Consider the following 21,354-nt stretch of genomic DNA (forward strand, 5'->3'; position numbering starts at 1 on the left):
AGATTTAAGGTAAAGTTACGCTTTTGAAAATAATTCCTCTGAAACTTCTGGAAATTTGTTTTTTGAGAATTAATTGACTTTATTTGTTAACACTTTGGGGGATTAGCTCATTTGGCTAGAGTACTTGCCTGGCAGGCAAGGGGTGACCGGTTCGAATCCGGTATTCTCCACAAAAAAACCGTATTACTCAATTGCAATACGGTTTTTTTTATGACTTTGAATTAAATTTTTTTACATTATTTTTTAAATTATTTGGTAACAGGAACAAATGGAAGGTTAGTCAACTCTTTGATAACAAAAGTAGATTGTGTACTTGATTTGTCTAACATACCGTCAGAAGTTATAGTATAAAGGTTATTTAGCGAAACACCATTTTCATATGGCACTTGGAATTCGGTAATTTTTACCAAATCACCGTTAACATCATACACCTCTATTTTATAAGTTCTTCCATTTCCTGTATTTGTAGCCCAAAAATAAGCATCGTTAGCTTTCTCGCCTGAACACAAATAATCACTTACAATCTGTTCACTTGTAAAAACAATTGGGTTTGGAGTTTTGTTCCATTCATAATCTCCCATTGTATATGAAATTTGACCACAAAACAATTTAGCTGTATAACCTTGATTTTTTAAGTCCTCTGCAAAGCTAAATAATGAAATCAATCTTCCATTTAAAGGTTCTAATTCAAATTGGATAGCATCATTTTCTCCAGCAACAACATTTCTACTAATTGTTGCCTTAGATTTATAAACAACTGAAGGTATTTTATTTAAAAGTCTTTGAGAGATCGTATTTAAAGATTCATTTTCACTTTCAATAACTGGTACTGTCTGATACCAAGCTTCTGAGGCTACATTTGTTGTAGTTAATACCGAAAACTCTGAAGTCCCAGTTTTCAAATTTCTTAGAATAAAATCGCTCTCAGCTCCTACTGTACCATTTTCAACCAAATTAAATACATTATCATAAGAAACACCTGCATTGATAGAAGTAACTACAACACTTTTTATTTCAACAGGCAATGTATTTCTCAAAACATCTTTTCCAGATAATTTTAAATTAGAATTTACAAAGCCAATTTTCATACTTCCTTCTTTAGATTCTCCAATTCCAACTGGATCTGAATCGTCACTTGTGCAACCTATAAGACTTAAAAATAGGACTAACCCTAAAATTGTTTTTTTCATGATATTTTTTTTAATTACCTGGTAAATATATAATTAAAAACAATATTGCGATTACGTCTTTCCGTAAGCCATTACATAAAAAAAAACAATAGGTTAATTATTTCTCATTAGCAGAATCATCTGCATCTACTCTATCTTTTTCTGCTTTTTTAAAATCGTTGTTTAGCAATTTTTCAAGCTTCTTTTTCTCTTTCTGATTTTTTCTGATTGTTAGCACAACAAGAATAATTACCAATATTGCTACAATCGCAATTATGTTCCAATTGATATCCATAATTCAAATTTTTAATTAAAAGTAAATAATTAAAAATATCTTTCATGTTATCAAACAGTTAAGCGTTTTATTTTTTAATAAAACTTATTCTGTCACAACTAAATCTTTTGAAAGATATTTCTTTAAAATTGTTTCTTATTTTTGTGTGTCTCCAATTATTCAAAAGAGAATATTGACAACAATCGTAAGTCCTTCAAAATGAACCAAACCTTAAAATACAAAATATTCGCATACATAAAGAAACCTCTTATAATTGCAGTTTTACTCTTTGTTTTTACTTTCGCAGAAATCTATTGGTCAATGGGAAGTTTTTCTGACAAACCATCGAGCGCCTGTTTAGATTGTTCTTTCTTTGACGATGCTTATTTAATGACTTTGTTTTCTACTGTTTTCTTATCAATAATTTTTCTGGCTCTTTCTTTTATTAAAAATAACAATCTAAAATTTTTGCTTCAAGTACTGATCGTAATTTTAGTATGGTTTTTCTGGAATTATATTCTTTTTGTAGATCGAGAATCTGCTTGGAGCACATATCTTTTTAAAGAAGAAATAATGTATACTATTACATTTTCTTTCTTCCCTATTTTAATCTTATCTGTTGTTACAGTATTTACTTTAAACTATATCTTTAAAAAAATATGAGTTCAGGCAAAAAAACATTTTTACGAATCTACTTTATTATCTGCGCTATTTTTGTACTCGATTGTCTTTTGTATTACTTTAAAGAAATTAGTCTTCGCGGTTATTACAGCGATGTATTTTTATCATGGCTTTGGCTTTTAAGCAGTTTTGTAATTATAATTGTTTTTTGGAAAAAACTCTTGGCAAAACTTTTCTTGGCAGCAATACTGGTAACATTCGCACTGAGCATTATAGCCATGATGCTTCCTTTTTATACTTTATTGCTTTCAAGCACATCTTTAGGTTTATATCAAAATAAAGATCTCAACGAAAATTACAGAGCACAAATTGTGGGCTACGGCGTAATGGTTCAACCGTGGTTGGAAGTAATTGAAAAGAAAGGTTTGTTTGAAAAAAGAATTATCAAATGCACCGATTCTGAGATCATGAACGATAATTTGGATATCAAAATCAGAACAGCAAAAGATATTCTTTTTAAAAATGAAACCGATAGCACGCTGACTTTGACGCTCTTTTATGGCGGGCCAAACAAAACCATTACTTTCGATAAAAAGACTAGAAATATTACGGCAATACAAAACAATTAATTTTATAACTATTAAAACTATCTATATGCGTTACTTAAAATTTTTACTTCTTGGATTGTTTCTAATGCTTTCTTTCAAAGGCATTTGTCAAGATAAAATTTCTCAACAAGTACTAGACCGTTTAAAAGCTCAACAAACTTGTTGGAATAATGGCGATCTCGAAGGTTACCTTGATTTTTATGCTCCCGTAGATTCAGTTCGAATGATTTACAGCGGTGGTGTGGTTTACGGGAAAAACAATATCGCAGATTTCTTCAAAAAATATTGGCCAAAAGAAAGAATGGGAAAATTAACTATGACCGATTTTGTTGTTGAACCGCTTTCGAAAAAAGATGCTTTTGTGAGCGCAAAATTTAGTATCGACGCTCCAAATGGCAAAAATAGTTCTGGTAACTTTTCAGGAATAATGCGAAAAATAAATGGTGTTTGGTATTTGTATGTTGATCATTCGGGATAATTAGTAGAAATTAAACTATTATTTAATCCTTTTATTCTAAACGTATTTTGCAGAAACGAAGCAATCATCAATGTACTTTTAATCCTCTTGCTACAGTAGTTGAACTTTATGAGCGCTTGATTCAAGCCGAAAAAGATAAAATTGAATATTTAGAGAAATTAATGAAGGGGAAATAAGTCTTTCAATTTATTATAGTGAAAAAGCCATTTCTGAAAAACAGAGGTGGCTTTTGTTTATTTTTATTATGCCTTATTGTGCTATAAATAAAACTTTTGGAGTATAAATTCTTTGTTTATGCATTCAATATTTGCATTTCAAATCATTATTATCTGCTGTAACTCGTCGACCTAAAAATTCATCAAACACAACTACTAAATAGAAAAATATGCCACAATCATTATACAAAGTATATGTGCATCTAGTATTTAGCACAAAAAAACGCTATCCGCTTATTGACGACGATATAAAAGAAAAATTATGGGCTTACCTCGGAGGAATTTGCAAAGGATTAGAATGCAATCCCATTCAAGTAGGAGGATATAATGACCATGTTCATATTCTATGCTTATTGTCTAAAAAAATTACACAAATGAAATTGGTTGAAGAAGTAAAAAAACAATCATCAAAATGGATAAAAACAATAGATTCGCGTTATGCAAATTTTTACTGGCAGGACGGTTATGGCATTTTTTCTGTTAATCCTTCTCAATTGGATATCGTTATAAAGTACATTAAAAACCAAGAGGAACATCATAGAAAAAAGACATTCAAAAAAGAACTTCTGGCTTTTCTAAATAAATATAATGTTGAATATGACGAACGTTATCTTTGGGATTAGGCTTTCACCCTTTCAGGGCTGGATTAACTGGTATTCATTCATATTCCATTCATATTCCATTCATATTCCATTCATATTCATAGCGCGTTGCGCTATTCTAATGGTTGCGCTCTTTCAGAGCTTTTTCAGTATAGGCTGAAAGCCTATAAGCATCACGATAGTGCAACGCACTATTTAAGCAAAAACCCCATCCTTATAGACCCATAAAAATATCCAGAATTAGTATCAATTCCTGGATCTTTCAATTCTCTTCCTCGATAAAGGAAAGAATACGACATATTGAAGTTATTGTGTCGGTATTTCAAACCAGCTTCTGCATTAAATCGAAGTGGTTCTAAATCGAAAGTAATCGGACTTGTATTATTAAACATGCTTCCTTCAATAGTGGCATCATAAAACTGATAATTGACACTTGGCGCAGCGTAGAAATAAAACTCTTTAATATTTGGCTGTTCATTTGCACTTACTGAAGCATTATGCATATTAGAATCGTAAAGCGGAATTAGTTTCTTAAAACCAAATCTCGCCATAAATCCTGTTGAAACTCCAGAGAAAATTGTTCCCAGATTACCTTCTGACTGCCAATGAAAATCTACAAAATCATTATGTTTAGAAGGAAACAGTTTTTTAGAATAAATAGCATGTGCTTGCAAAGCTAAAGCATTATGAATTTGGTTTTCCCAACCGTACACTTTTTTGTAGCCAATCATGTTATGAAAACCTTTTTGCAATTCTTCACCAAACGCATTTGGTCCGAGATAACCAACTCTAAAATCTGTCTTTAAAACCGACTCGCTTTGATAGAAGAAACTTTTTCCTGCTTCGGCAAAAAGATAACCTGCAAAAGGGCGGTCTTTTATTGTAATGGCTTCTTTGTTTAAAAACCTCGGATTATAGAGATATTGACCGATTCTAAATTCGGTAATCTCTTTGTTAATTTTAGGGTTATCGTTTTTAGATAAGAATCGGAAAAAAAATTCTAAACCATTGGTATAATACATATCATATTTAGACGATGTGTACAAATCGTTATCAGATATAAAACCTATTTCTTTAGTTCTTCCTTGTCCAAAAGTTAACGTTGTCAAAATCAGAAAAGCAAAAAGCGCTTTTTTACTTCTTTTCCTCTTTACCATTGTAATTGATTTTTCCAACATAACGCATTTCACGAACAATTCGTTCTTTTCTTCTATTAATATAACTTGATGAGCCTGTCGCTTTAAATTTTCTTGGGTTTGGCAAAATCGCTGCAATTCCTGCCGCCTGCATTGGTGTTAAACTCGAAGCATCGCGTCTGTACCAATGTTCTGTTGCTGCATAGGCACCGTAAACTCCATCACCCATTTCTATACTATTTAAGTAAACTTCCATGATACGCTCTTTACCCCAAATTATTTCTATTAAAACCGTAAAATAAGCTTCAAGTCCTTTACGGAAATAACTTTTTCCCTGCCATAAAAAAACGTTTTTGGCTGTTTGTTGCGAAATAGTACTTCCGCCTCGAATTCGGCGTCCGCGCTCATTGCTTTTATATGCTTTTTGAAGTGCTTTAAAATCGAAACCATTGTGAGTTAAAAAAGTTCCGTCTTCGCTGGCAATAACCGCTTTTTGCAAATTCATTGAGATTTTTTCAATCGGTTCCCAATCATGATCAAAATAAACTTCTTTACCGGCCATTTTATTTTCGATGGCACGAATAAGCATTAAAGGTGTAAATGGCACTGGAACATATTTAAAAAAGATAACCGACCCGATAGAAATTCCGAAAAACCACAAAGCGGCTTTAATAAAAAACCATTTTACTTTTTCTCCAAAAGAACGATTCGATTTTTTTGAAGAAGCTGTCTTTGGTTTTGGTTTGTTTGCAGTAGTTTTTGGTGCTGGTTTTTTGGTTACTTTCATTCTATTAAATCTGCTAATTCTGTTCCTATTAAACTGCCTATCGCCACTCCCATTCCGCCCAAACGCACTCCACAGAACACATTTTCAGAAAGTTGGGTTACGACAGGATTCTTACTATTTCCTATTCCCATGATACCGCTCCATCGGTGCGCAATCTGAAAATCCTGATTTGGTAAAATTACATTTTTCAGTAAATCTTCCAATCTATTTTGAATAATTTTCGTCTGTCCAAATTCAGTTGTTGTTTCTCCTTCAAAATCAAGATTTCTTCCTCCGCCTAACAAAATTCGATCATTGATATTTCTGAAATAATAATAACCGCGATCTAAATGAAACGTTCCTTTAATATCTAAATTGTGAATTGGTTCTGTAATAAGCACTTGCGCTCTCGCTGGCTTTACAGCGCCATTGGTCAATTCACTCGCAAAACCGTTTGTTGCAAAAAGTAGTTTTTTAGTTTTAAAGCTAAAATCGTTTACCGCAACTTCAACATGATTTCCTGCATCGGCATACGATTTTACGGTTTGCTGATTTAAGATTAAAATATCTGCAGAAACAGCTTGCTTCAATAATTCCTGCATCATGTTTCCGGTATCGATTTGTCCTTCAAACGGATTAAAAATTAAATACTCGTGAATATTTTCAAATCCAAATCGGTCTACTTCTTTCGAAAAAACATCTGCTTTGAAAAGTGGATTTAAGATTTCATTTATAAACGGAATTTTAGAAATGCATTCGTTAAATCCAAATTCGTCTTCTTTTAGAAATAATTCATATCCGCCATGAGGTTTAAAATCAATTGCCTGATCACCTAATCTTTTACGAAGCAATTGAAGACCTTTCCAGCGTTTTTCAATCAAATGCACAACATCATCTTCTGAATGCGTTTTTAAGTCATCCATAATTTCAGACAAACTTCCAAAACAAGCAAAACCTGCATTTTTGGTACTGGCACCTTGCGGTAACATTCCACGTTCGAGAACCAAAACTTTAGCAGCAGGAAATCTTTCGCGTAAGCGTAATGCTGTATGCAAACCCACGATTCCGCTTCCAACAATAGTATAATCAATATTCGCGAACCAGTTTTTTAATTCCCAATAGCTTAGTTCCATTTTCAGAGTTTTTATAAAAATAATAATTTTTTTGAACCATATAAGTAATTAAAGTTCATTTAAAATCTTTGTCAGGTTCAGTGAAGTCAAAGCCTCTCAACTATGTGCCCTTCGACTTCGCTCAGGGTGACAGTAATAAACTTTAACAAAATTTGGGATTTGGAATTTAACAATTTGGGATTTAAAAGTTGTATTTTTAGCGCACAAAAAAAAGAATAAATAGATTATGAAAAAAGTATTATTAACAACCTTAATAATGATGAGTTTAAACGCTATCGGACAGAACGTTATGTCTCCAGAATTGTTATGGAAATTAGGTCGAGTGACTCCACTTGGAATTTCTAAAGATGCAAAAAATATAGTTTTTAAGGTTTCTACTCCTTCGGTTGAAGAAAACAAATCAAGTTCTAAAATTTACACGATTCCTGTAAATGGTGGAACTGCCGTTGAAATTAAAGACACAAAAGACATTCTGGCTGATAAAAACGTTTCGCCTGACGGAAAATTTGTGGTTTATAATGATGAAGTAAAATTAGAAAAAGTTTTAGGTAAAGATTTCTATCCAAGTCTTGGCAAATCTGATGCTCAAATTTATGATGGTTTAGATTATCGCCATTGGGATACTTGGAATGAAGGAAAATTTAACCACGTTTTTTATAAAGAAAACAAAGACGGTACAAAAGGAATCGATATCATGAAAGGTGAAACTTTCGATTCTCCACAAAAACCTTTTGGTGGTGACGAAGATTATATCTGGTCGCCAGACAGCAAAAGCATTCTTTACGTTTGCAAGAAAAAAGCAGGAACTGCTTATGCGATTTCTACCAATACAGATATTTATGAGTATAATTTAGAAACTCAAAAAACAACTAATAGAACTGAAGGTAATTTAGGTTACGATACAGCGCCACAGTTTTCTCCAACAGGAAATTTAACTTGGTTACAAATGAAACGTGACGGTTATGAAGCTGATAAAAACGACCTTATTGTTGAGTTTAAAGGGATCAAAACTAATTTAACTGCAAACTGGGACGGAACTGTAGATAATTTCATCTGGAGCAAAGACGGCAGAACAGTATTTTTTGTTGCGCCAGTTGATGGAACAAAACAAATTTTCTCGGTTAATTTTCCTGGTTTAACTAAAATCGCAATCAACGTTCGCCAATTGACAAACGGAGATTTTGATGTAAATGATTTAGTAGGTTTTGCTGGCGATGATATTATCGTGACAAGAAACGACATGAATCATGCTCCAGAAATTTATTCTTTTAATTTAAAGAAAAACAGCTGGAAACAAATCACAAATGTAAATACAGATACGTACAAAACTTTGGCATTAAGCAAAACAGAAAAACGTTACGTTACTACAACCGACGGTAAAAAAATGCTGGTTTGGGTGATTCTTCCTCCAAATTTTGATGCTTCTAAAAAATATCCAACTTTATTATTCTGCCAAGGCGGACCTCAAAGTGCATTGACACAATCATATTCTTTCCGTTGGAATTTCTCTTTAATGGCTGCTAAAGGTTATGTGGTTGTAGCGCCAAACCGTCGTGGAATGCCAGGACACGGTGTTGAGTGGAATGAGCAAATTAGTAAAGATTGGGGCGGACAAGTTATGGACGATTACCTTTCTGCAATTGATGATGTTGCAAAAGAAAATTATGTTGACAAAAGCCGTTTAGGATGCGTTGGTGCTAGTTACGGAGGATATTCTGTATTTTACTTAGCTGGAATTCACAAAAATCGTTTCAAAACTTTTATTGCTCATGATGGTGTTTTCAATACCGTTTCTATGTTAGGAACTACTGAAGAGGTTTTCTTTAACAACTGGGATTTTGGCGGACCTTACTGGGAAAAAGATAATGCTGTAGCGCAAAAAGCATATACAACTTTTAATCCTGCAACTTTGGTTCAGAACTGGAATAAGCCAATCTTGATTTTCCAAGGAGGAAAAGATTATCGTGTGCCAATCGGACAAGGACAAGAAGCTTTTCAAGCGGCTCAATTAAGAGGAATCAAAAGTAGATTTGTGTATTTCCCAGACGAAAATCACTGGGTTTTAAAACCACAAAATGCTCAGGTTTGGCAAGGTGAATTTTTCAAATGGTTAGATGAAACTTTGTAATTCATAAAACAACATTTTAACAGCCGCAGATTTACATAATCTGCGGCTGTTTTTATTTAAGCACCTTACAATTATGTAACATATTGGTTAGATTTACTCTTCGTAAAACAGATTTTTTTAGATAAATTGCAATGTTTTAATAATCCCGAATTCCCTCAAATCTTTCAGCAAAATATGGAGACCAAAAAAAGTTACACCGCAATCAAAGTTTTGTTTAGCTATGTTGCATTATTGGCTTTGGTTGTTACAGTTGGATGGTTTCTTTATTCTGAAAATGTCGTTTACAACAAACTCGAAGATAAGATTGCTTTAGAAAAAACCAAAATTCTTAGAGTCAGCAGACTTTATTCTAATGTTTACAAAACAGAAAGTTTAGCCAGACAGACAATTCAAAATAACTCTGAAAAAGATTTTAAAAATTATCTGATTGAAACCGACTCGCTTCGCAAACGTATCGATACATTAAAACAAATTGTTACCACAGAGTATCAAAAAACACTTTTGGATAGTGTTACTTATTTTTTGGCTGAAAAGACAGAAAACATCAAACAATTAAGAGAAATAAAAAACAAAGCAGACGACGAAACTTCTGTAAATAGCGCTATTGATGAAATCACTAAAATGGAGTTTAACTTAAGAAAACTCGAACTTCAGGATTTCACTAAAAACCCAAATCAGCTAGGAAGTTATCAGCGAAGTGTTTTACAGCAATATGTAGATTATTTAAATTCGAATATTCCTGATGACAGCACCAATACATTAAGCAAAAAAGCTTCTGATTCTATTTTAGCTAATTCTAAAAAGCTTTTGAGTTCGGTAAAACTGAAAGCCGAAAAGAAGAAAGAATCATTGAATTTTGAAGAAAATAAACTGCTTCAGAACGAAATTGCCATTTCGGATCAGCTTAGAAAAATACTTCGAATTATCGAACGAGAAATTATCATCAATTCGATCAAAAACAATTCATTAAAAGAAAAATCATTAAAAAGAGTCAACGAGATTGTAACGGCTTCTGCAGTTATTGGTTTATTGTTGACCGTCTTTTTCTCTATTCTAATTGTCAGCGATTATTCTAAATCTCAAGTATATAAAAAACAACTCGAAATTGCGAACTTCAAAACCAAGAATCTGCTAAAGAGTCGCGAACAATTAATTTCGACCGTGAGTCACGATTTGAAAACGCCTTTGAGTACAATTGTCGGTTATTCTGAACTATTAGGCAATTCAGATGTCAATACCAAACAATCGTATTTCATTAAAAACATTAAAAATTCGTCTGAATACATTACGCAGCTCGTTCAAGATTTATTGGATTTTTCGCAAATCGAAGCAGGAAAAATTTCGATAGAAAAAGTTCCATTTTCGTTACCCGAAATTATTGAAGATGTTGCGAGAAACATTCAAACTGTTTACAAGCAAAAAGATATTGATCTTATCATCAATATAGACGAGCAATTTCAGAAACGTATTGTTGGCGATCCATTTCGTTTAAAACAAATCTTAACCAACATTATCGGAAACGCATATAAATTTACCGAAGAAGGTTATATTAGAATTGCCGCTTATGCGAATGACGACCAGTTTTTCACGATTTCGATTCAAGACACGGGAATCGGAATTGAAAAAGCCAATCAGAAATTGGTTTTCGAAGAATTTGCGCAGGCAAATGAAGGCATTGAAAAGAAATACGGCGGAACTGGTTTAGGCCTATCAATTTGCCAGAAGATTATTTCTATTTTAGGCGGTAATTTAAGTTTAGACAGCATTTTTGGAAAAGGAAGCACCTTTATTATTCAGTTGCCTTTATTATTTGATAATAGCCAAAATAATCCTACTGTCGAACTTAAACCTAAGATGCCAAGAAACACCAAAAAACAGACTTTTATTGTCGTTGATGATGATATTAATCTTTTAAATCTAACAAGCGGTGTTTTAAGACAAGAACAGCATCATGTTTTTTCGTTTACTAATCCTGCCAAAGCTTTAGAAATAATTAAGACTACGCCTTTTGATTTTGTTATAACCGATATTCAAATGCCGGAAATAGATGGTTTTATGTTTTTAGAAAAACTTAGAGAACTTCCTGATACAGTTTTCAAAAATCAGCCTGTCATTGCACTTACAGGACGTACCGATTTGGATCTTTCAGTTTATAAAAATGCTGGTTTTACTACGGTTATAAAAAAGCCTTATTCTCCAAAAATTTTGCTCGAAACGATTCAGCATATTTTGGATCATGAAGAAATTCCTGAAATCGAATCTACAGACCATGACAATAAAAACGCTTCTCAAAAATATTCTCTAGAAACTTTGAAAGATTTTCTAGGTCAAGACGAATCGGCTTTAAAAGAAGTTTTAAAATCTTTTATAGAAACAACAATTGAAAATTTAGGCTATTTGAAAATTGCTGTTCAAGAGAAAAATCATGATGAAATAAAGTCTATCGCACATCGTATTGCTCCAATGTTTAAACAAATTCAAGCTAATAAAATTGGCGAACTTTTAAAAAATTTAGAGAAAGAAAATTTAGACACAATTGATATACAAGCGGCATATGCAGATTTAAACGAAAGAATTAAAGTTCTTTTTACGGAATTGAAGCAAGAGATTTAATACTAAAAAAAAAAAGCAGTCTAAAAAGACTGCTTTTTTTATTCGATATTATATTGTTTCAATTTATTATAAAGTGTTTTTCTGGTAATTTTAAGAAGTTTTGCAGCTTCAGATTTATTATTTTGTGTTTTTGACAAAGCACTAATAATAGTTTCTTTTTCGTTTTCAGATAATGAAAAAACTTCATTTGCCGCAGGTTGTTGTTTCTGAATCTGGAAAAATTCTGCCGGAAGCACATCGCTTTCTATAAAATCACCGCGAGTCAAAAGAGTTGCACGTTTTACACAGTTTTGCAATTCACGTAAATTTCCTGGCCAAGAGTAATTTTGAAAAATAGAAACTACTTCTGGAGAAAACCCAATTACATCTTTATGCAATTGCTGATTGGCTTTTTCTAAGAAATAATCTGCGAAAATCATTAAATCTTCTCCGCGGTCTTTTAAAGATGGTGACTGAATTGAAAACTCATTGATTCTATGATATAAATCTTCTCTAAAATCGCCGTTTTTTACTGCCTCACGTAAATCTTCATTTGTAGCCGTAATAATGCGTATATCGACGTTTATTTCTTTATTGCTTCCTACAGGCTTAATTTTTCTTTCTTGAAGCGCTCTTAATAACTGTATTTGATTTTCGTAGGAAAGATTTCCAATTTCGTCCAAAAATAAAGTTCCGCCATTTGCTGCTTCAAAATATCCTTTTTTATCGCTGATTGCTCCGGTGAAAGATCCTTTTAAATGTCCAAAAAATTCACTTGCGGCTAATTCTTTGGGAATCGCTCCACAATCGACTGCAATAAAATTATTGTCTTTTCTTCTACTTTGCTGATGAATGCTTTTTGCAATAATTTCTTTTCCTGTTCCGCTTTCGCCAATTATCAAAACAGACATATCGGTCGGACTTACTAGCTGAATATGATCTAAAAGTTTTTTAGAAGCGACAGAAATTCCTTTAACAAATTCGTTTTCTCCTGTTGACACCTGCTTTTTTATCGTCTTTTTTTCTTTTACAGGAGTTTCTTCTTCTTCCGTTTTTGGCGTTTGTAGTGCATTCGTAATTACAAGAAGAACTTCGTCTGGATTAAATGGTTTCGAAATATAATCTGCAGCGCCATTTTTAATGGCTTTTACAGCAGTATTTACATCAGAGTAGCCCGTCATTAAAATAACAGGAATATGTGGGTGCGAATTTTTAAATTCAGACATAAGTCCTATACCATCAGAATCAGGCAAGCGAAGGTCTGTCAAAATCAAATCAAACGATTCGTTTTTAACTGCTTCACGCGCTTCTGTCGCAGAAAAAGTAGTTGTTACTTCATACGCTTTTTTGATTAGAAATTTCTCTAATAATTTACAGAACGCAATATCATCTTCTATCAGTAATATCTTCGGCATTTGCTTTTAGGGACTTTTTTGCTAAAATAGTATTATTAAACTTGTTATTTCATAAAATTATGTAAAATATGTAAAAAAAAAGAGATTGCATCACGCAATCTCTTTTTCACCAAAAACATAAATCTAAATTCACCTAATTATATCTTCAACCAGTTACCATTGACATCTGAATAGACAGTAGCCTTCTGGTCTCCAACTGATATTTCAAGTTTGTACTCTTTTTTGTCGTTAACAAATGCTTTATCCAGTTTTGCTCCTGGATAAGCGGTCTGCAACGCTGTCTTTACAGCTGCAGGCACAGCATCTACTGTAACTTCTGTATATTCTGTCTGAATTGTTACAGTTGCTTTAGCGTTTTGCGAAACAGACAATACATTTGCATGCATTGACATGGTTGCTAAAACCACTATTGCAGATAAGATTAGTTTTTTCATGATGCTGATTTTAATTATTTTTTAATGATATTTCCAGAAGCATCTGTAAAAATAGTATACTTCTTTTCTCCACTTGAAATCTCAAGTTTGTACTCATTTTTCTCGTTTTTATAAGCCTTTTCAAGCTTAGTATTCGGGAAAGATTTTTCAAGTGTAGACTTTACAGCTGCTGGAACAGCATCTGCAGATACTTCAGTAAACTCACTTTGAATAAGTACTGATTGAGAAATCGAAACTGCTGGAAGAATCGCAGCATTTACTGTAAGACTTCCTAAAACAATCGCTGCTGATAAGATTAACTTTTTCATAATATTTAGTGGTTTAAATTATTTTTTAAGAATGTTACCAGAAGCATCTGTATAAACGATCGATTTTTCACCTCGAACGGTTATCTCAATTTTGTACTCCTTTTTATCATTAACCCATGCTTTTTCAAGCACTACACCAGGATAAGCTTCATCTAAGCCTTTTTTTACGGCTGCTGGAACTCCATCTACTTCTTTGTATCCATCCTGATCATTTACTGTTTGCACCAATTGATTGGTTGCAACAGGGGTCTCTGCGTTCATCGACAAACTGCCTAAAACAATTGCTGCCGATAAGATTAACTTTTTCATAGTAATAGTTTTTAAGGGTTAGACTTAATTATTTTTTAATCCAAGTTCCATCTGCATTAGCAAAAAGATTTCCTGATTTATCGCCAACAGTCACTTCAAGCTTATATTCAGATTTTGTATTTTTAAATGCTTTAGAAAGCACAGCATCTGGATACGCTTTTTTAAGAGCATCTGTTACTGCTGCTGGAACTTCTTCCAATTTAATTTCTGTATAATCATCTTGAATAGAGATTGTTTTTACGATTGTATTTGAAATTGGCGAAGTTGAAGCAAATGATGTTAAACCTCCCAAAACGATTGCGGCTGATAAAAATAAATTTTTCATGATAGTTGTATTTTAATATAGTTAATTTGATCTTAGTATTCTTGATCTGGATTTTCACAATACCTTAGATTAGATTATTGTTTGATCCAAGTTCCGTCTGCATTAGCAAAAAGGTTTCCTACTTTGTCACCAACAGTTACGTCAAGTTTATACTGTGCTTTTTCGTTTTTGTATGCTTTAGTAATTACTGCTTCTGGATATGCTTTTTTCAAAGATTCTGTAATCGCAGTTGGTAATTCTTCTAATTTGATTTCAGTGTATTCGTCTTCGATAGAAATCGTTTTTACGATTGTATTTGTTACTTGTGTAGTTGAAGCGAATGAAGTTAAACCTCCTAAAACAATTGCGGCTGATAAAAATAAATTTTTCATAACGTATATATTTAAATTAATAGTTGTTTACGCTTGAAGTAATGAAATTATTATGCCGTAAAAGAAAAGAGCCATGCCAAAGATCATAAAATCCTGTTTTTAAAGACTTTACATCAAATATACCAAAAAAAGAAATACCGTGAAAGGTGTGTAAAAGAGAAAATAAGTGTGTAATAAGTAAACACTTAAAGTGTAACCTTTAGAAAAATTTCAATAAATAAAATTCCAAATCCCAAAGTTTACAGTGAAGTTTTGAGCTCCTAATTTAAAGTTTAGGTTTCCAATATTGGAATTTGGGATTTGAATATTGTAATTAATAAAGGTTCATAAAAGAAAAAGGCTTCCAAATTTGGAAGCCTTTTTGATTATTCTGGACTATTCATTTTAAATGTATCCATAAATGCAGTTGTATAGTCTCCTGCAATATATTTTGGATCATCCATTAATTGTCTGTGGAAAGGTATTGTAGTTTTCACACCTTCGATTACGAACTCATCCAAAGCTCTGCGCATTTTGCTGATAGCTTCTTCACGAGATTGTGCAGTTGTAATTAACTTAGCAATCATAGAGTCGTAGTTTGGCGGAATGCTATATCCTGAGTAAACGTGAGTATCTAAACGAACTCCGTGTCCTCCTGGCATATGAAGCGTAGTAATTTTTCCTGGTGAAGGACGAAAATCGTTATAAGGATCTTCAGCATTAATACGTACTTCAATAGCGTGTAATTGTGGAAGATAGTTTTTACCAGAAATTGGAATTCCCGCAGCAACCATAATTTGCTCACGAATCAAATCATAATCAATAACTTGTTCTGTGATTGGGTGCTCTACCTGAATACGAGTATTCATTTCCATGAAGTAGAAGTTTCTGTGTTTGTCCACTAAAAACTCTACAGTTCCAGCTCCTTCATACTTAATGAATTCGGCAGCTTTTACAGCAGCTTCTCCCATTTTTGCACGAAGTTCGTCTGTCATGAAAGGTGAAGGTGTTTCTTCAGTAAGTTTTTGGTGACGACGTTGTACTGAACAGTCTCTTTCAGAAAGGTGACATGCTTTTCCATAAGAATCTCCAACAACTTGAATCTCGATATGACGTGGTTCTTCAATAAGTTTCTCCATGTACATTCCATCATTTCCAAATGCTGCAGCAGCTTCTTGACGCGCGCTTTCCCAAGCTTTTAAAAGCTCTTCTTCTTTCCAGATTGCACGCATTCCTTTTCCACCACCACCAGCAGTAGCTTTCATCATAACTGGATAACCAATTTCTTTAGCTATTTTTTGTGCATGTTCATAAGATTCTAATAATCCATCTGAACCTGGTACACAAGGAACTCCTGCAGCTTTCATTGTAGCTTTAGCAGAAGCTTTATCTCCCATACGGTCGATCATTTCTGGAGCAGCACCGATAAATTTAATTCCGTGCTCTTGACAGATTTTAGAGAATTTAGCATTCTCAGATAAAAATCCATAACCTGGATGAATTGCATCTGCATTTGTAATTTCTGCAGCCGCAATAATATTTGACATTTTCAAATACGATAAGTTACTCGGAGGAGGACCAATACAAACCGCTTCGTCAGCAAATTTAACATGCAAACTTTCTGCATCGGCTGTAGAGTAAACTGCAACAGTTTTGATTCCCATTTCCTTACATGTACGAATTACACGTAGTGCAATTTCTCCTCTATTCGCAATTAATATTTTTTTAAACATCTTATTTAAATTAAAAATTACAAATTCCAATCGCCAAACTCCAACTCATTGGATTTTGTGACTTGTCTATTGGAATTTTTAAAAATTATGATGGATCTACTAAGAATAAAGGTTGATCAAATTCTACTGGAGACATATCGTCAACAAGAATTTTTACAATTTTACCAGAAACTTCAGATTCGATTTCGTTGAATAATTTCATTGCTTCAATTACACAAAGAACATCACCTTTAGATACAGTGCTTCCAACTTCAGTGAAAACTGGTTTATCTGGAGATGGTTTTCTATAGAATGTACCAATGATTGGAGATTTTATAGTAATATATTTAGAATCGTTAGCAGCTGGTGCTTCTGGAGTTACACTTACAACTGTTGGAGCTGTAACTTGTGGAACTGCCGCTTGAGGTAAAGCTGCCTGAGCAGGTAATTGCTGTACGTAAGTTGCCTCAGTTACATTTGTTTCTAAAGTTGTTCTGATCGTGATTTTTACATCATCCATTTCTAACTTCACTTCTGCAACGCCCGAATTTGCAACAAATTTGATTAGGTTTTGAATTTCTTTTAAATCCATAATGATTCGTTTTTAGTTTTAATTTATTTCTTATCGTAAGCCCATTTTAAGTAGATAGATCCCCAAGTGAATCCACCACCAAAAGCAGCAAAGATAATGTTATCTCCTTTTTTAAGCTTATCTTCAAAATCAGCCAATACTAATGGTAAAGTTCCAGAAGTAGTATTTCCGTATTTTTCAATGTTTACTAAAACTTTAGATTCGTCTAATTCTAATCTTCCAGCAGTAGCATCAATAATACGTTTGTTAGCTTGGTGTGGTACTAACCAGTCAACATCTTGATTTGTCAAATTGTTTCTTTGTAAAATCAATTCGCTGGCATCTGCCATATTAGTTACAGCATATTTGAAAACAGTTTTACCGTCTTGCATAATATTGTGCTGTCTGTTTTTTACAGTATCTTCTGAAGGTGGAATCAAAGAACCTCCTGCAGGAATTTTAAGGAAGTCGCGTCCTACACCGTCACTTCTTAAATATTCATCTTGCAAACCTAAGCCTTCATAATTTGGTTCAAAAAGAACTGCTCCAGCTCCATCACCAAAAATAATACAAGTTGCTCTATCTGTATAATCTACAATTGATGACATTTTATCAGCACCAATTAAAAGTACTTTTTTGTAACGTCCTGACTGAACATATGCTGCAGCCGTCGACATTCCGTACAAGAAACTTGAACATGCAGCCTGCAAATCATATGCAAATGCATTTGTTGCTCCAATTTCTGTTGCAACAAAAACTCCTGTAGAAGCCACCATCATATCTGGCGTTGCAGTTGCCATTATAATCATATCAATCTCAAGCGGATCAATATTTGCTTTAGCAATCAAATCCTTTGCTGCTTGTATAGCAAGGTACGATGTACCTTTATCAGCATCTTTAAGAATTCTTCTTTCTTTAATTCCTGTTCGAGCGGTAATCCACTCATCATTGGTATCAACCATTGTTTCTAGCACTTGGTTCGAAAGAACGAAGTCAGGAACATAAGCTCCAACAGCGGTAATTGCGGCTGTGATTGTATTCATTATATTCTATTATTTTCCTTTCAAATTATGATTAATTTGAAAAATTTTTAAAAGACCCGAAAATTACAAAAAAAAACGTAACGAATTTGTCTATATTTTCCTAAAAAACGAAAATTATAACCAACAAAAAAAACTCTCACTATGTGAGAGTTCTAGTATAATTTACAAAAACGTATTAAGCAACCGCTTCAGATTTATCGATAACAACTTGCCCTCTGTAGTACATTTTACCTTCATGCCAGTAAGCTCTGTGGTATAAATGCGCCTCACCTGTAATAGGACATGTAGCGATTTGAGCTACAGTAGCTTTGTAATGTGTTCTTCTCTTATCTCTTCTTGTTTTCGAGGTTTTTCTCTTAGGATGTGCCATTTTACTATATTATTTATCCGTTAATAGTTTCTTTAATTTTTCCCAACGCGGGTCAATATCTTCTTCTTTGTTACTCTCTTCCTTTTGTTCTTTTACACTCAGCTCATTCAGTTTTGTCAAAGCTTCTGTCTGAAGGCTTCCATCTTTAACCCCTGGATGAATTCTTTTTTGAGGTACAGAAAGCGCGATCATTTCATAAATATACTGCGCCACATCTATCTCATGTTCACCATGTGGTAAAATCAACAATTCTTCATTATCATCATTAAATTCATCTCCAAAGCGAACTATTAACTTCATTTTCCCTTTTATAGGTAAATCAAAATCTTCGCCTGTTAGATCACAAGGTACGTTTACCGCTCCTTTGTGTTTGAATTCTAATTCTAACATATTACTTTTCTTATCAAAAAGTAAATTGACTTTAATATCAGAATTTTGAAACTCATCGTACTCAAAATTCTTAAAGAACTTGTTATTTATCTGATACTCAAAATGGTGTTTTCCTAGTTTTAATCCTACGAAAGGAATTAAAAATTCTTTTGTTTTGCTCATTTCAACATCAATTTGAACAATTCAGTTCTAAAACTAGATATCTGAATTGGGGTGCAAAGATATAAAATTATTACAAATCTAATAATCTTATTCACCTTTTTTTGTTTATAACTGTTTTTCTTTTATTTTAAGAGGTTTTTGGCTAATCTCCTCATACTGATTACGCGAGCGAAAAATATCGATCGCAAGATACACTGCCTCCTTAAACGAATTGTAATCTGCCATGTCTTTTCCAGCGATATCATAAGCTGTACCGTGGTCTGGAGAGGTTCTAACTTTATTCAAACCTGCTGTATAATTCACTCCTTTTCCAAAAGACAATGTCTTAAACGGAATTAATCCTTGATCGTGATACATTGCTACAATAGCGTCATATTTTTCATAGTGACCACTTCCAAAAAAACCATCTGCTGGAAATGGACCGAAAACCATCGTTCCTGAATCAAATATTTTTTTCAATGTTGGCTTCAAAACCAAATCGTCTTCCTTTCCAATTACACCACCGTCACCAGCATGCGGATTTAATCCTAAAACTGCAATTTTCGGCTTAACGATGCTAAAATCTTGAACTAGAGATTTTCTTATAGTTTCAATTTTTTTAGCAATTAACTCTTCAGTTAAATGCGAAGCTACTTCATTTAATGGCACGTGATCCGTAATTAAACCTACTCGCAAATTATCTTGAACCATCATCATAAGCGCATCGCCTTCTAATTCCTGATTCAAATAATCTGTGTGACCTGGAAATTTAAAATCTTCAGATTGTATATTGTATTTATTAATAGGAGCTGTTACCAAAACATCGATTTCACCATCTTTTAATGCTTGTGTAGCTGCTGTAAAAGATTTAATTGCGTATTCTCCTATTTTAGGATCATTTGCTCCAAAGTTAATATCAACACCTTCTCTCCAAAGATTTAAAACATTTACTTTACCTGGAATAACTTGATCTAATTTATCAACTCCGTGAAATTGAACTGTCGATGTAAAACTTTTTCTAACAAAAGAAAGAATTTTAGCATTTGCAAAAATAACCGGCGTACACAATTCCAACATACGAGAATCTTCGAATGTTTTCAGTATAACTTCGCTTCCAATACCGTTTAAATCTCCAACTGAAATTCCAACAATTATATTTTCTGCTTTTTTATTCATGAGCTCAGTTTATTTATTACTAATTTTGATGTGCAAATTTAGTAAAATAAAACCACAATGTTCACAGGAATTATAGAAACACTTGGCAGGATTCATGAAATTCAGAAAGACCAAAACAATCTTCACGTAACCGTTGACTCATCAATAACTCACGAATTAAAAATAGACCAAAGCGTCTCGCATAACGGAATATGCCTTACAGTAGTTGCAATTAAAGACTCTCTTTATACCGTAACCGCAATAGACGAAACCATTCTAAAAACCAATATTGGCGATTGGAAAGCTGGTGATATTGTAAATTTAGAAAGAGGAATGAAGCTTGGCGACCGTCTAGACGGACATATTGTACAAGGCCATGTAGACCAAACTGGAACTTGCATTAAAATCGAAGAAGCAAACGGAAGCTGGAATTACACTTTTGAATATGATAAAAACCAAAACAATATTACGATCGAAAAAGGCTCGATTACTGTAAATGGAGTAAGTCTTACGGTTGTAAATTCTAAAGAAAATGAATTTAGCGTCTCAATTATCCCATATACTTATGAGCACACTAACTTTAAAGATTTCAAAGTTGGAACAAAAATAAATCTTGAATTTGATGTTGTAGGAAAATATATTTCTAGACTTTATTCCATCAACAAATAACGTTTTGCATTTCAACATAAAAAAAGCTTCAATTTAAATTGAAGCTTTTTTTATGTTATTTTTATATATCACGGTAAGACCTAAAGCCAAACCTCCTATTGCTAGAAATATAATGTTTTGATCTATCGGTATACCAGCACCATTATCGCAGTTTTGAGTAAGTTCATCACATTCTTCATCATCGTCACCTGCTGTTGTATTCACTTTAGCGCTATTTAGCATCGGTTTTGGAGGATGCTCAGATCCAGCCATAACTAATAAAACATTTAATAATAAGGCAATTACTAAAAATGGGGCTTTTAGATTCTTCATAAATTCAAGCTATTGCAAACTGCAATTCTAGATAATTATTGACAAATATTCTTTGATAGAAATTTCACACAAATGCTTTTCTATCTCCAAAATCTTGGACAAAAGTATAAGTTTTTTGCACAAAACCA

General features: G+C 33.1%; 25 protein-coding genes, 1 tRNA gene and 1 pseudogene. 9 read left to right on the plus strand and 18 right to left on the minus strand.

Features of this window, described 5'->3' with window-relative positions; translation table 11 throughout:
* Positions 1–96: 96 nt before the first annotated feature.
* Positions 97–170 (plus strand) — tRNA-Ala (locus AC1Q5Z_RS07470).
* 78 nt (positions 171–248) lie between these two features.
* On the opposite strand, the gene AC1Q5Z_RS07475 is transcribed toward AC1Q5Z_RS07470, so the two are convergent.
* Both AC1Q5Z_RS07475 and AC1Q5Z_RS07480 read right to left on the minus strand, forming a co-directional pair.
* Positions 249–1,190 carry a hypothetical protein gene (locus tag AC1Q5Z_RS07475; protein ID WP_343589730.1) on the minus strand — a complete coding sequence of 314 codons (942 nt, stop codon included), beginning with the start codon at positions 1,188–1,190 and terminating at the stop codon, positions 249–251.
* A 97-nt stretch (positions 1,191–1,287) separates the two neighbouring features.
* Positions 1,288–1,464, minus strand: coding sequence for a hypothetical protein (locus AC1Q5Z_RS07480; protein WP_286965291.1), 177 nt, complete (start codon positions 1,462–1,464; stop codon positions 1,288–1,290).
* Positions 1,465–1,662: 198 nt separating this feature from the next.
* Here AC1Q5Z_RS07480 and AC1Q5Z_RS07485 point away from each other — a divergent pair, with 198 nt between their 5' ends.
* The 5 genes and pseudogenes from AC1Q5Z_RS07485 (at position 1,663) to tnpA (ending at position 3,988) form a co-directional block, all read left to right on the plus strand.
* Positions 1,663–2,106 (plus strand): hypothetical protein, encoded by a 444-nt coding sequence (locus tag AC1Q5Z_RS07485; RefSeq protein WP_492444188.1) that lies wholly within the window; start codon positions 1,663–1,665, stop codon positions 2,104–2,106.
* Positions 2,103–2,693, plus strand: coding sequence for a hypothetical protein (locus AC1Q5Z_RS07490; RefSeq protein WP_343589734.1), 591 nt, complete (start codon positions 2,103–2,105; stop codon positions 2,691–2,693). Before AC1Q5Z_RS07485 ends, AC1Q5Z_RS07490 begins: the two co-directional genes overlap by 4 nt.
* A gap of 25 nt (positions 2,694–2,718) precedes the next feature.
* Positions 2,719–3,150, plus strand: a complete 432-nt coding sequence (locus tag AC1Q5Z_RS07495) for a YybH family protein (RefSeq protein ID WP_343589736.1) — start codon at positions 2,719–2,721, stop codon at positions 3,148–3,150.
* Positions 3,151–3,212: 62 nt separating this feature from the next.
* Positions 3,213–3,326 (plus strand): annotated as a pseudogene (locus AC1Q5Z_RS07500) (transcriptional regulator); the annotation flags it as partial.
* Positions 3,327–3,535: 209 nt separating this feature from the next.
* Positions 3,536–3,988, plus strand: a complete 453-nt coding sequence (gene tnpA, locus AC1Q5Z_RS07505; RefSeq protein ID WP_343589738.1) for an IS200/IS605 family transposase — start codon at positions 3,536–3,538, stop codon at positions 3,986–3,988.
* Positions 3,989–4,158: 170 nt separating this feature from the next.
* On the opposite strand, the gene AC1Q5Z_RS07510 is transcribed toward tnpA, so the two are convergent.
* Genes AC1Q5Z_RS07510 through AC1Q5Z_RS07520 form a run of 3 tightly spaced genes read right to left on the minus strand, consistent with a single transcriptional unit; the run spans position 4,159 to position 7,002 of the window.
* Complete coding sequence (locus AC1Q5Z_RS07510) at positions 4,159–5,124, minus strand: lipid A deacylase LpxR family protein (protein WP_492444189.1); 966 nt, start codon at positions 5,122–5,124, stop codon at positions 4,159–4,161.
* Positions 5,102–5,890 (minus strand): monofunctional biosynthetic peptidoglycan transglycosylase, encoded by a 789-nt coding sequence (gene mtgA / locus AC1Q5Z_RS07515; RefSeq protein WP_198855395.1) that lies wholly within the window; start codon positions 5,888–5,890, stop codon positions 5,102–5,104. The genes AC1Q5Z_RS07510 and mtgA overlap by 23 nt, the downstream gene beginning before the upstream one ends.
* On the minus strand, positions 5,887–7,002 hold the full coding sequence (locus AC1Q5Z_RS07520; RefSeq protein ID WP_343589743.1) for an NAD(P)/FAD-dependent oxidoreductase: 1,116 nt from the start codon (positions 7,000–7,002) through the stop codon (positions 5,887–5,889). Before AC1Q5Z_RS07520 ends, mtgA begins: the two co-directional genes overlap by 4 nt.
* Positions 7,003–7,228: 226 nt before the next feature.
* On the opposite strand from AC1Q5Z_RS07520, the gene AC1Q5Z_RS07525 reads away from it, so the two are divergent.
* Together AC1Q5Z_RS07525 and AC1Q5Z_RS07530 are read left to right on the plus strand one after the other, a co-directional pair.
* Positions 7,229–9,130: a S9 family peptidase gene (locus AC1Q5Z_RS07525; protein WP_492444191.1), complete on the plus strand. Its 1,902-nt coding sequence runs from the start codon at positions 7,229–7,231 to the stop codon at positions 9,128–9,130.
* A 174-nt stretch (positions 9,131–9,304) separates the two neighbouring features.
* Positions 9,305–11,743 carry an ATP-binding protein gene (locus AC1Q5Z_RS07530; protein WP_343589747.1) on the plus strand — a complete coding sequence of 813 codons (2,439 nt, stop codon included), beginning with the start codon at positions 9,305–9,307 and terminating at the stop codon, positions 11,741–11,743.
* A 38-nt stretch (positions 11,744–11,781) separates the two neighbouring features.
* On the opposite strand, the gene AC1Q5Z_RS07535 is transcribed toward AC1Q5Z_RS07530, so the two are convergent.
* The 12 genes from AC1Q5Z_RS07535 to pdxA form a co-directional block, all read right to left on the minus strand.
* Entirely contained in the window at positions 11,782–13,137 is a 1,356-nt protein-coding gene (locus AC1Q5Z_RS07535; RefSeq protein ID WP_492444193.1) for a sigma-54-dependent transcriptional regulator, read from the minus strand.
* 137 nt (positions 13,138–13,274) lie between these two features.
* Complete coding sequence (locus tag AC1Q5Z_RS07540; protein ID WP_492444194.1) at positions 13,275–13,571, minus strand: PepSY-like domain-containing protein; 297 nt, start codon at positions 13,569–13,571, stop codon at positions 13,275–13,277.
* Positions 13,572–13,585: 14 nt separating this feature from the next.
* On the minus strand, positions 13,586–13,879 hold the full coding sequence (locus AC1Q5Z_RS07545) for a PepSY-like domain-containing protein (RefSeq protein WP_198855389.1): 294 nt from the start codon (positions 13,877–13,879) through the stop codon (positions 13,586–13,588).
* 18 nt (positions 13,880–13,897) lie between these two features.
* Positions 13,898–14,188, minus strand: coding sequence for a hypothetical protein (locus tag AC1Q5Z_RS07550; RefSeq protein WP_198855388.1), 291 nt, complete (start codon positions 14,186–14,188; stop codon positions 13,898–13,900).
* A 28-nt stretch (positions 14,189–14,216) separates the two neighbouring features.
* Complete coding sequence (locus AC1Q5Z_RS07555) at positions 14,217–14,513, minus strand: hypothetical protein (protein WP_198855387.1); 297 nt, start codon at positions 14,511–14,513, stop codon at positions 14,217–14,219.
* 74 nt (positions 14,514–14,587) lie between these two features.
* Entirely contained in the window at positions 14,588–14,884 is a 297-nt protein-coding gene (locus AC1Q5Z_RS07560; RefSeq protein ID WP_492444196.1) for a hypothetical protein, read from the minus strand.
* Positions 14,885–15,249: 365 nt separating this feature from the next.
* On the minus strand, positions 15,250–16,596 hold the full coding sequence (gene accC, locus AC1Q5Z_RS07565; protein WP_198855386.1) for an acetyl-CoA carboxylase biotin carboxylase subunit: 1,347 nt from the start codon (positions 16,594–16,596) through the stop codon (positions 15,250–15,252).
* 85 nt (positions 16,597–16,681) lie between these two features.
* A complete protein-coding gene (gene accB / locus AC1Q5Z_RS07570; protein ID WP_095928350.1) occupies positions 16,682–17,167 on the minus strand; it encodes an acetyl-CoA carboxylase biotin carboxyl carrier protein in 486 nt (161 codons plus the stop codon).
* 23 nt (positions 17,168–17,190) lie between these two features.
* Positions 17,191–18,189, minus strand: coding sequence for a beta-ketoacyl-ACP synthase III (locus AC1Q5Z_RS07575; RefSeq protein WP_492444199.1), 999 nt, complete (start codon positions 18,187–18,189; stop codon positions 17,191–17,193).
* 175 nt (positions 18,190–18,364) lie between these two features.
* A complete protein-coding gene (gene rpmF / locus AC1Q5Z_RS07580) occupies positions 18,365–18,559 on the minus strand; it encodes a 50S ribosomal protein L32 (RefSeq protein ID WP_008465217.1) in 195 nt (64 codons plus the stop codon).
* A gap of 9 nt (positions 18,560–18,568) precedes the next feature.
* Positions 18,569–19,111 carry a YceD family protein gene (locus AC1Q5Z_RS07585; protein ID WP_492444201.1) on the minus strand — a complete coding sequence of 181 codons (543 nt, stop codon included), beginning with the start codon at positions 19,109–19,111 and terminating at the stop codon, positions 18,569–18,571.
* Positions 19,112–19,216: 105 nt separating this feature from the next.
* Entirely contained in the window at positions 19,217–20,266 is a 1,050-nt protein-coding gene (gene pdxA / locus AC1Q5Z_RS07590) for a 4-hydroxythreonine-4-phosphate dehydrogenase PdxA (protein WP_286965239.1), read from the minus strand.
* Between the two features lie 57 nt (positions 20,267–20,323).
* On the opposite strand from pdxA, the gene AC1Q5Z_RS07595 reads away from it, so the two are divergent.
* Positions 20,324–20,914, plus strand: a complete 591-nt coding sequence (locus AC1Q5Z_RS07595; RefSeq protein WP_278020243.1) for a riboflavin synthase — start codon at positions 20,324–20,326, stop codon at positions 20,912–20,914.
* A 33-nt stretch (positions 20,915–20,947) separates the two neighbouring features.
* On the opposite strand, the gene AC1Q5Z_RS07600 is transcribed toward AC1Q5Z_RS07595, so the two are convergent.
* Positions 20,948–21,226: a hypothetical protein gene (locus AC1Q5Z_RS07600; RefSeq protein ID WP_492444204.1), complete on the minus strand. Its 279-nt coding sequence runs from the start codon at positions 21,224–21,226 to the stop codon at positions 20,948–20,950.
* Positions 21,227–21,354: the final 128 nt, after the last annotated feature.

It is taken from the genome of Flavobacterium sp. GW823-FHT06G12 (genome assembly GCF_058794775.1).